The organism is Nocardia spumae (genome assembly GCF_020733635.1).
GTDB classification, from domain to species: domain Bacteria; phylum Actinomycetota; class Actinomycetes; order Mycobacteriales; family Mycobacteriaceae; genus Nocardia; species Nocardia spumae.
Genome location: NZ_JAJFZL010000001.1, coordinates 3704669 through 3714456, shown reverse-complemented (window position 1 = coordinate 3714456; position 9788 = coordinate 3704669). Strand labels below are relative to the sequence as shown.

The 9788-nt window shown below is 67.0% G+C and carries 8 protein-coding genes; 4 read left to right on the top strand and 4 right to left on the bottom strand.

Translation table 11 applies throughout. The features are described from left to right. Nucleotides 1-609: 609 nt before the first annotated feature. From LKD76_RS16665 to LKD76_RS16655, 3 genes are all read left to right on the top strand, one after another. Nucleotides 610-1026, top strand: a complete 417-nt coding sequence (locus LKD76_RS16665; RefSeq protein ID WP_255661625.1) for a Fur family transcriptional regulator — start codon at nucleotides 610-612, stop codon at nucleotides 1024-1026. A gap of 36 nt (nucleotides 1027-1062) precedes the next feature. Further along, complete coding sequence (katG, locus tag LKD76_RS16660) at nucleotides 1063-3288, top strand: catalase/peroxidase HPI (protein WP_227982246.1); 2226 nt, start codon at nucleotides 1063-1065, stop codon at nucleotides 3286-3288. A 141-nt stretch (nucleotides 3289-3429) separates the two neighbouring features. After that, a complete protein-coding gene (locus LKD76_RS16655) occupies nucleotides 3430-4641 on the top strand; it encodes a TerC/Alx family metal homeostasis membrane protein (protein ID WP_227982245.1) in 1212 nt (403 codons plus the stop codon). Nucleotides 4642-4697: 56 nt separating this feature from the next. Here LKD76_RS16655 and LKD76_RS16650 read toward each other — a convergent pair whose 3' ends face one another. Then, a complete protein-coding gene (locus LKD76_RS16650) occupies nucleotides 4698-5309 on the bottom strand; it encodes a TetR/AcrR family transcriptional regulator C-terminal domain-containing protein (RefSeq protein ID WP_308188534.1) in 612 nt (203 codons plus the stop codon). 136 nt (nucleotides 5310-5445) lie between these two features. Here LKD76_RS16650 and LKD76_RS16645 point away from each other — a divergent pair, with 136 nt between their 5' ends. Beyond that, on the top strand, nucleotides 5446-6585 hold the full coding sequence (locus LKD76_RS16645; protein WP_227982243.1) for an FAD-dependent oxidoreductase: 1140 nt from the start codon (nucleotides 5446-5448) through the stop codon (nucleotides 6583-6585). Between the two features lie 342 nt (nucleotides 6586-6927). Here LKD76_RS16645 and LKD76_RS16640 read toward each other — a convergent pair whose 3' ends face one another. The 3 genes from LKD76_RS16640 to LKD76_RS16630 form a co-directional block, all read right to left on the bottom strand. Further along, entirely contained in the window at nucleotides 6928-8046 is a 1119-nt protein-coding gene (locus LKD76_RS16640) for a PDR/VanB family oxidoreductase (protein WP_227985269.1), read from the bottom strand. 2 nt (nucleotides 8047-8048) lie between these two features. After that, nucleotides 8049-8954 (bottom strand): metal-dependent hydrolase, encoded by a 906-nt coding sequence (locus tag LKD76_RS16635; protein WP_227985268.1) that lies wholly within the window; start codon nucleotides 8952-8954, stop codon nucleotides 8049-8051. A 152-nt stretch (nucleotides 8955-9106) separates the two neighbouring features. Then, nucleotides 9107-9760 (bottom strand): TetR/AcrR family transcriptional regulator, encoded by a 654-nt coding sequence (locus LKD76_RS16630; RefSeq protein ID WP_227982242.1) that lies wholly within the window; start codon nucleotides 9758-9760, stop codon nucleotides 9107-9109. Between the last annotated feature and the right edge of the window lie 28 nt (nucleotides 9761-9788).

The following is a 9788-nucleotide window of genomic DNA, read 5'->3' as shown; positions in this document are numbered from 1 at the left end:
CGCGCGTTTGCGCCTGAGCCGAAGGGCTCGCAGCCGCTGCACGGCGAACTCTCCGCCGCGCCGGTTTCCGAAGGTATCGCCTACACCACTGCCGCGGCCGCTGTTCAATGCGCCCGGTGCAGTGACAGACCCCCCGGGCGGGTCCGGCTCGGCGAGTCGATTACCGACATCGTTGACATTCATCGGAGTCACCGATCAACCTTCCGGTACAAGACGTACCTCACCTCTGTGTGTAGTACTTGATTCGGTGACCAACTCGTCGTGGATAAAAGAAATTTCGCGCCACCAGGCCGTTTCGTGGCCGTTGCGCGGTCGCGCCGCCGAATATTCGGAATGTCACTGCCGCCCCCATGGTGGTGACGTGGGGATATCGAAAAGCCGTTACGAAAACGAGGCGCCGGAGGGAATCGGATATCGAATCGGTCACCGACATCAGGAGTCACAGGAATCACACATGACCGGGGCCGGCGGCCGGCCGCGTCCGGCGGCGCGGGCGGGTGCGCCGCGGCGACCCGGCCCCGGCGGAAATTCGGTTCTCAATTCCGCACCTACCGGTTACTTGAATGAGTCATACTTCGGACTGTGTCCACCACGGCGGATTTCGAGCGCATGCTGCGCCGGGCCGCGCTGCGGGTCACCGCCCCGCGGATCGCGGTGATGACCGCTGTGCACGAGCATCCGCATTCCGATACCGACACCATCCTCGGTCTGGTCCGAGTCACCCTGGGCACGGTGTCTCACCAGGCGGTATACGACGTCCTGCGCGCGTTGACCGAGGCGGGCCTGCTCCGCCGGATCCAGCCGATGGGTTCGGTGGCCCGCTACGAGACGCGCGTCGGCGACAACCATCATCACCTCGTGTGCCGCTCGTGCGGTGTCATCGCCGATGTCGACTGCGCCGTCGGCACCGCGCCGTGTCTGACCGCGGCCGACGACAACGGCTTCCTGCTCGACGAGGCCGAAGTCATCTACTGGGGTCTGTGCCCTGCTTGCTCCCCGTCGTCCACGTCTCGATCACAGCCGTGATCACAGCCCGATTCACTCACTCGGAAAGGAAATACCGTGCCTGAGGAACATCCGCCCATCGCCGAGGCCAATACCGAACCCCCGGAGAGCGGTTGCCCCGTCGTGGGTCGCATGAAGCCCCCGGTCGAGGGCGGCGGTAACCGGGACTGGTGGCCGGAACAACTGAATTTGAGGATCCTGCAGCACAATCCGGCCGAGATCAATCCGCTCGGCGCGGATTTCGACTACGCCGCGGAATTCTCGACGCTGGATCTGGCCGCGGTCAAGGCCGACATCGTCTCGGTCATGACCACTTCGCAGGACTGGTGGCCCGCCGATTTCGGTCACTACGGTCCGCTGTTCATTCGCATGGCCTGGCACGCCGCGGGCACCTACCGCATCGAGGACGGGCGCGGCGGCGCCGGCGCGGGCATGCAGCGGTTCGCCCCGCTCAACAGCTGGCCCGACAACGCCAGCCTGGACAAGGCGCGCCGGCTGCTGTGGCCGGTGAAACAGAAGTACGGCCGCAAGCTGTCGTGGGCGGATCTGATCGTCTACGCCGGCAATGTGGCGCTGGAGTCCATGGGGTTCGAGACGTTCGGTTTCGGCGGTGGCCGGGTCGACGAATGGGAACCCGAAGAGGTCTACTGGGGCCCGGAGCTGGAGTGGCTCGGCGACGAACGCTACTCCGGCCGGCGTGACCTCGAGAACCCGCTCGCAGCGGTGCAGATGGGTCTGATCTACGTCAATCCCGAAGGGCCCAACGGCAATCCGGACCCGCTGGCGGCAGCCATCGACATCCGTGAGACCTTTCGCCGGATGGCGATGAACGACGTGGAAACCGCGGCGTTGATCGTGGGCGGGCACACCTTCGGCAAGACCCACGGTGCCGGTCCGGCCGATCTGGTGGGACCCGAGCCCGAGGCCGCCCCGCTCGAACAGATGGGACTGGGCTGGAAGAGCGCGTTCAACACCGGTGTCGGTAAGGACGCGATCACCAGCGGTATCGAGGTGACGTGGACGCCCACCCCCACCACATGGGACAACAGCTTCCTCGAAACCCTCTACGGCTACGAGTGGGAGAAGACCAAGAGCCCCGCCGGCGCCTGGCAGTGGACTCCGAAGGACGGCGCCGGTGCCGGTACCGTGCCCGATGCCTTCGATCCGGCGACCACACGCGCACCGGCGATGCTGACGACCGACCTGTCGATGCGCGAAGACCCCGTCTACGGCCCGATCACCCGGCGCTGGCTCGACCACCCCGAGGAACTGGCCGAGGAATTCGCCAAGGCCTGGTACAAGCTGATCCACCGCGATATGGGACCCAAGGCCCGGTACCTGGGTTCGCAGGTTCCCGAGCAGACGCTGCTGTGGCAGGACCCGGTTCCGGCCGTCGACCACGAGCTGATCGGCGCCGCCGACATCGCGGCGCTCAAGGCCAAGATCCTGGCCTCGGGCCTGAGCGTGCCGCAACTGGTCGCCACCGCGTGGGCCGCGGCGTCCTCGTTCCGCGGTAGCGACAAGCGCGGTGGCGCCAACGGTGGCCGCCTGCGCCTGCAGCCGCAGAGCGGTTGGGAGGCCAACGATCCCGATGAGCTCGCGCGGGTGATCCGCACTCTCGAAGGTGTGCAGGAGGCGTTCAACGCCGAGCAGAGCGGCGCTGTGCGGGTGTCGTTCGCCGATGTGGTGGTCCTCGGCGGTGTCGCCGCGATCGAGAAGGCCGCCGCGGACGGCGGGTTCGAGGTCTCGGTGCCGTTCGCGCCGGGTCGCGCCGATGCCACCCAGGAACTCACCGATGTGGAGTCGTTCTCCCACCTCGAGCCCAAGGCCGACGGCTTCCGCAACTACCTGGGCAAGGGCACCCGGTTGCCGGCGGAGTATCTGCTCGTCGACAAGGCGAATCTGCTGACCCTGACCGCGCCGGAGATGGCGGTCCTGGTCGGTGGCCTGCGCGTGCTGGGCGCGAACCACAAGCAGGCGTCGCTGGGTGTGTTCACCGCCAACCCCGGTGTACTGAGCAACGACTTCTTCGTCAATCTGCTCGATATGAACACCGAGTGGAAGCCCTCCCCCGCCGACGACGGCACCTACGTCGGCTCGGACCGGGCGACCGGCGCACAGCGGTGGACCGCCAGCCGGGTCGATCTGGTGTTCGGATCCAATTCGCAGTTGCGCGCGATATCGGAGGTCTACGGCACCGACGACGCGAAGCGTAAGTTCGTCGACGATTTCGTCGCCGCCTGGACGAAGGTGATGAACGCGGATCGATTCGATCTCGGCTGATCACCGGGACCGGATGCCCCGTGGACCGGATCGGGTCCACGGGGCATTCTCGTGTCGCGGGATGTGTGCCTGTCGATGGCGGCCGAGCGCGGCAGGCGACGGATACAGTCACCGCGAGACCCCACGGGTGCAGGAGGCGACGTGACCGTTCCGCTGCTGGCTTGGCTGGGCGCGCTGGCGTTGATCGTGGCGTTGCTGGCAGTCGACTTCGTCTTCCATGTGCGCGGCCCGCATTCGCCGACGCTGTCGGAGTCGGCGGTGTGGTCGGCGGCCTACGTCGGGGTGGCGGTGGCGTTCGGGTTCGTGGTGTGGGGGTTCGGCGGTTCGGAGATGGCCGTGGAGTACTTCGCCGGCTACATCACCGAGAAGGCGTTGTCGGTGGACAACCTGTTCGTCTTCCTGGTGATCTTCTCCGCCTTCCGCGTCCCCGCCGCCGCCCGGCAGAAGGTACTGCTGGTGGGGATCACGATCTCGCTGGCGGTCCGGACGGGATTCATCTTCCTGGGAGCGACGCTGATCAACCGGTTCGCGTGGGTGTTCTACGTCTTCGGCGCGGTGCTGCTGGTGACCGCGGGCAACATGCTGCGGCCCGAAGGTGAGGACCCCCGCGCCGGTGACGGCGTGATTGCCCGGATCACGCGAAAACTGTTGCGCACCACAGATTTCTACGACGGCGACGCGATCACCACCGTAGTGGGCGGCCGTCGCCGCCTGACCCCCATGGTCTCGGCGATGATCGTGATCGGCGGCACCGACGTGCTGTTCGCCCTGGATTCGATTCCGGCCATCTTCGGGCTGACCCAGAACGTATTCCTCGTATTCACCGCCACCGCGTTCTCCCTGCTCGGGTTGCGGCAGCTGTTCTTCCTGCTGGAAGGATTGCTCGACCGGCTGATCTATCTCGGTTTCGGATTGGCCGTGGTGCTCGGATTCATCGGCGTGAAGCTGATCCTGCACGCGTTGCACCACAACAGCCTCCCCTTCGTCAACGACGGCGACCCGGTGCCGGTGGCCGAGATCTCCACGGTGTGGTCGCTGGTGGTGATCGTGGCCGTGCTCGTGGTGACGGTGGTGGTGTCACTGTGGAGCCCCGCCGGGCGGGCGCAGACCGCGGTCGCCGGCGCGCACCGATACGCGATGCGATACCTGGATCTGGGCTACGAGGCCGATCAGACGCTGCGCGAGCAGACCTACGCTCGGATGCTGGCCGACGAGCGGGCGATGGCCGAACTGCCGGACAAATATGTGCGCCGATTCCGCGCCGACGACCTGACAACGCAACTCCAGCGCGCGCATGCCGTGCACGAGGACCGGATGGCGCGCATTCGCGCGGGCCTGCCCCTGCGCATGTGAGAGCCTCGGCACCCGCCCCGGAACCGGCCAGGGCGCCGCGGCTTCGATGAGAGCCGTCAGTTCGCGATGCGGGCTCGGATGCCGTCGAGGAGGAACTCGAGACCCGTACGGAAGGTTTCGTCGGCGTCCAGGTGAGCGCCGTCGCGAACGACCGTGGCCAGTGCGGGAAATCGGCCGGTGGCGAAGGTCCGTTCCAGATAGGGCCCGAATGCGGACTGCCATTGCCGCTGGTCCATTCCGGTCGCGCGCTCGGCACGCTGCTCGGTGATCTCCCGGCGCACCGCGCCGATCACATACGCGTTGACCGCGTCGACCACCGGCATGACCAGGTCCACGCCGACCTCGCCCATCGCGGCCACCACCGCCTCGCCCCTGGCCAGCGCATGCGGCCCGAGCTGAGGCCGCCCGCCGATCAGATCGGCCAGCCATTCGTGCCGATGAGCGGCCTGCCGGGTGGTTTCGGCCAGCGAGCGCAGCACGTCGCGCCAGCCGTCTCCGGCCGGGCGGATCTCGGCGTAGACCGCATCGACCATCAGATCGAGCAACTCCTGCTTGGTGGCGATGTAGCCGTAGAGCCGCATCGGCCCGACATCCAGCGCCGCGGCGACCTTTCGTAGCGATACCGCCGCCAGCCCGTCGGCGTCGGCCAGCCGGATCGCCGCTCGCACGATCCGCTCCCTGCTCAATGGGGCCGGCGCCGGTCGATCCGGCGGCTCCGGCCGCTCCCACACCAACATGGCGCTGACGATACAACGCATCCGGCGATACAGTGTATTGATCAATTCGGTGTATTGAAGGGTGACCATGACCATCGCCATCGTCGGAGCCGGACTGGGCGGCCTGGCCCTCGCCCGCGTGCTGCACGTGCACGGCATCGACGCCGTCGTGTACGAACGTGAAACCTCGCGCGAGGCCCGCGGCCAGGGCGGTATGCTCGACATCCATTCCGGGCAGCATGCGTTGCGCGAGGCCGGGCTGATCGATCGGTTCTTCGCGATCGCCCGCGGCGAGGGGCAGGACATGCGCCTGCTGGAACCGGACGGCACCTTGCTGCTGCAGGAGGACACCCCCGACGACGCCCCGCTCGCACGACCCGAGGTCGACCGCGCCGATCTCCGTGACCTGCTGCTGGATTCCCTGCCCGACACAACGGTGCGCTGGGGGCGGTCCGTCGCATCCGCCGACAACGGACTGCTGCACTTCACCGACGGCGGCAGTGCGACATACGACCTGCTGGTCGGTGCTGACGGCGCGAACTCGCGGGTCCGCGGACTGCTCACCGACGCCCGCCCGGCGCATACCGGCGTCAACGTCGTCGAGGTCGGCATTCCCGACATCGACCACACCCACCCCGACCTCGCCGCGATGGTCGGGCGGGGCACCTACTGGGTGCTCGGCAACGGACTGTCCCTGGCGGCGCAGCGCAACGGCGACGGTCGCGTCCGCATCGGCCTCAGCTTCTACCACACCGCCGAGGACTGGTTCGCTACCAGTGCGATCCCGTTCGAGGACCCGGCCGCCGCCCGCGCGCGGCTGATCGAGCTACTCCCCGGCTGGGATCCGCGGTTCACCGCGCTGATCGCGGCCTGCGACGACACGGTCGTCCCGCGATCGATCACCACCCTCCCGGCGGGCCTGACCTGGCCCGCGAACCCGCGCGTCACGCTGGTCGGCGATGCCGCGCATCTGATGCCGCCGGTAGGTGAGGGCGCCAACATGGCATTGCTCGACGGCGCGCTGCTCGGACTCGCGCTTGCCGCGCACCCGGACGACCGGCGCGCCGCCGTCGCGGCATACGAACGCGAGATGTTCGAACGCACCAGCGCGGCCGCCCGGATGTCCGCGGACATCCAGCAAGTACTGATGGCGCCGGACGCCGCCCGGAAGATGCTCGCATTCTTCCAGCCCGAGAAGGGGGCCGGCCAAGGTACGGCGGATACGTGACCTCATCTACGCCCACGCGGGAGCGGTGCCCGGCGCTGGTCACGAACGCTGTGATCGCCTGGACCACAGAGTATTACGGGCTCGCCGGTTTCCCGGAATCACGGTTTCGGCGTCGCGCCACGAGACTCGGATCGGCTCGACTGCCTGTTCTCCACGCGCCGGCTCGATTATCTGGGGCAACGACGACGCTCCGGCGGGGCTGCCGAGCACGTGGCATGCGGCAGATTAGTACGTTCCCCGGAGGTGCTGCGGCGGTTCCATAGCGGCTCTTGGCTTGGATGCCGAACCCGGGTACCTCAGTTCGGCGAGGAGAGCCGACGGTCCGGTCGAGTGCATGGGTTGTCAGAGATCCAGAGTGAGAGAACCGCTTTCTGCTCTCGACACACACAGCAACATCATTCCCGCTTCGCGGTCGGAAGTGCTGAGCATGGTGTCGCGATGATCGACCGTGCCTGCGACGACGCGCACGCGGCACGCTCCGCAGAAGCCCTGTCTGCACGAGTACGGCGTGCGGGAGTCGACCTCGAGCACGGCTTCCAACGCGGTCTCGTGCGCATCGACGTGCACGACCTCGCCTGAACGAGCGAGTTGGATGCGGAAAGGGCGTCCATCGACGACTGGTTTCGGTGAGAACCTTTCCGAGTGCAGCTCGACGCCCGGGGCGTCGCGAACGCGCGCGGCGACCATGTCCATCAATGGGATCGGACCACAGCAGTAGATGACATCGCCGGTGTGTAGGTCGACCGGTAGTAGGTCATCCGCGGTGGGAAGTCCGTGGTCGTCGTCGGTGCGTACGACAACTCGCTGGCCCAAGCGCGCCAGCTCGTCGAGAAAAGGTAACGCGCCCCGGTTCCTGCCCACGTAAACCAGTGTCCAGTCCAGGCCCATGTGTTCGGCCTCGCGAACCATGGGAAGGATCGGCGTGATCCCGATACCGCCGGCGATGAATCGGACGCGTCCGGTATCGGCGACTCGTACGGGTTCGATGAACCCGAAGGCGTTTCGAGGACCCCGAACATGCACGACGCTACCCACGGGCAGGCGGTGTAGCTCACGGGATCCGCCGCCGCCGTCGGGTACTCGACGGACGGCGATGCGGTAGCGATGACGGTCGGCGGGGTCCCCGCACAACGAGTACTGGCGGATGCGACCGGACGGCAGCTGGATATCCAGATGCGCGCCTGGATACCACGCCGGCAGCTGTGCACGGCGAGTTCCGCCGAGGGTGAGGGCGACGACGTCGTCGTCGCCGGCGACGACGTCCCGCTCGCCGACCCGCAGTGGAAACAGGCGGTTGTTGACCGCAGGTGTCGGGTGGCGGCGGCTGTGGGTAATCGCTGTCCAGCGGACTCGCAGTTCGAGCAGTGCCTCCAATGAATCCAGGAGGCGATCCGGGCGATCTCGGCCCCAAGGGTTCGGCGGGCGGGTCTGTGGGACAACCAGTCTGGGCGTGCCGCGCATGGTCACGACTGAACCCGCTTGGCCGCCGGGGATTGCGCGATGTACGCCAGTGCCTGCGCTGTGGACCCCACCGATTGCGGGTCGAATCCGGGGACGAAGGTCGACAACCCGCTCCAGGTCCACGCCGCTACGCCCGGTAGGAGCCCGCGGTTCATAGCGCTGAGCAGCCCGAGCATCAACCGTGGGTAACCGATGTTCGGTGTGGACGGGTCGTTGCGGCTCAGATACATCGCCCCGCGAGCCAGCAACGCCAGGAAGAACGGCCAGGTGATGATCATCGACGCGCCTCGCCGGAGGTATCCGACACCGAAGTAGCGGGCCACATCGTGGGCGACGCTTCGGTGCTCGACTTCCTCCGCGCCGTGCCAGCGGTACAGATCGAGCATTTGCGGATCAGCCCCGAATCGCTCGAGGTCGGCATTGAGCGCCCAGTCCCCCATGAAGGCGAACATGTGCTCCGAGGACGCGGCTATACCCAGACGCTCGATCAGGCGTTGCCGGCGCAGCCGCGGTCCGTCGCTGTCACGAGCACCCAGGATCCTGCGAAACAGGTATTCGATGGATTGCATGAACGGTGCCGGGTCGATGCCGTGGGCGGTGAACACTTGCCTCATTACCGCGTCATGGGCCTGTGCGTGCTGTTGCTCCTGCCCCATGAAGCCGAGCATGTCCTCGCGCAGCTTGTCGTCACGCACGTCAGCGAGCGCTTCGTCGAACGCCTGGATGATCATTCGCTCGCCTTCCGGGATCACCAGATTCAGCGAGTTGAGGAAGTAGCTGGCCACGGGCTCGGAAGGGATCCAGATCAGCGGCGCCCCGCGCCAATCGAATTCGACCCGCCGGGGCCGAATCGCCACGGGCCCCGGCGGATTCGCCGGAATCGTTCGAAAGCTGGGGAGTATGCCCATCATCCACTCCTTCGTGGGACTACCGCGTGACATTCATAAGTACGCACGAGTTCTTATAAAGAGGATGGAGGCGCCATATGACTTTGTCAACATGTGGTCGGGCGGCGCGGTCCGGGCGCGAGGACTCGCCACGGTGGCGCTGGAGGAGGTTCTCAGCCGAGCACAGCGAGCACGAAGCTCGCCATCGCCCCTTCGAGATCGGGAAGATCGGAGGTGCGATCAGCGGCGACGTAGCGATAGAACAGCTCGTGGCAGCCGCCGATCAGCGCCAAGTACGTGGTCTCGGGCAACGCCTCGCGCGCGGATCCGAGGCCGGCGTCGATGTGCAGGCGTCGCAGTACGTCCGCGAGGATGTCGAAGTACTCGTTGCGCTTGGCGAGTCCGGCCGCGCCGGAGATCGGAAGCTCCAAGGTCCACGCGCGCGTGAACTCGGGTTCGGCCGCGCTCACACGCAGATACGCGCGCAGCACGGCGCGGATCGACGCCTCGAAATCGGTCTGATCGCCGGTTTCGGCACCACTGGCCGCGACCACTGCCGCGACGGTTTCGATACCGGCGTCGATCGCCGCGATCAAGCAGGCTTCCTTGCTGTCGAACTGACGATAGAACGCCTGACGCGACACTCGCGCACGACCGACGATGTCCGCGATCGTGGTTGCGGCGAAGCCGTTCTCGGCCACCGCTGCGATGGCCGCACGAAGCAGTCGCGGGCGCTGCGCGGCCAGCACGTCATCGGTGACCATCCGGCCCCGGCCGCGAGGCAGACCCGGCAGGTCTTGGTCGAACGATCCCGCTAGCGTTCCCACCTCACGACCATAACAATCCGGCGCCAGC

What these genes read in the sequence shown, in the direction of transcription:
- LKD76_RS16665 (WP_255661625.1), top strand. Translation starts at nt 610, where the DNA reads ATGCTGCGCCGGGCCGCGCTGCGGGTCACCGCCCCGCGGATCGCGGTG.
- LKD76_RS16645 (WP_227982243.1), top strand. Translation starts at nt 5,446, where the DNA reads ATGACCATCGCCATCGTCGGAGCCGGACTGGGCGGCCTGGCCCTCGCC.
- LKD76_RS16640 (WP_227985269.1), bottom strand. Translation starts at nt 8,046, where the DNA reads ATGCGCGGCACGCCCAGACTGGTTGTCCCACAGACCCGCCCGCCGAAC.
- LKD76_RS16635 (WP_227985268.1), bottom strand. Translation starts at nt 8,954, where the DNA reads ATGGGCATACTCCCCAGCTTTCGAACGATTCCGGCGAATCCGCCGGGG.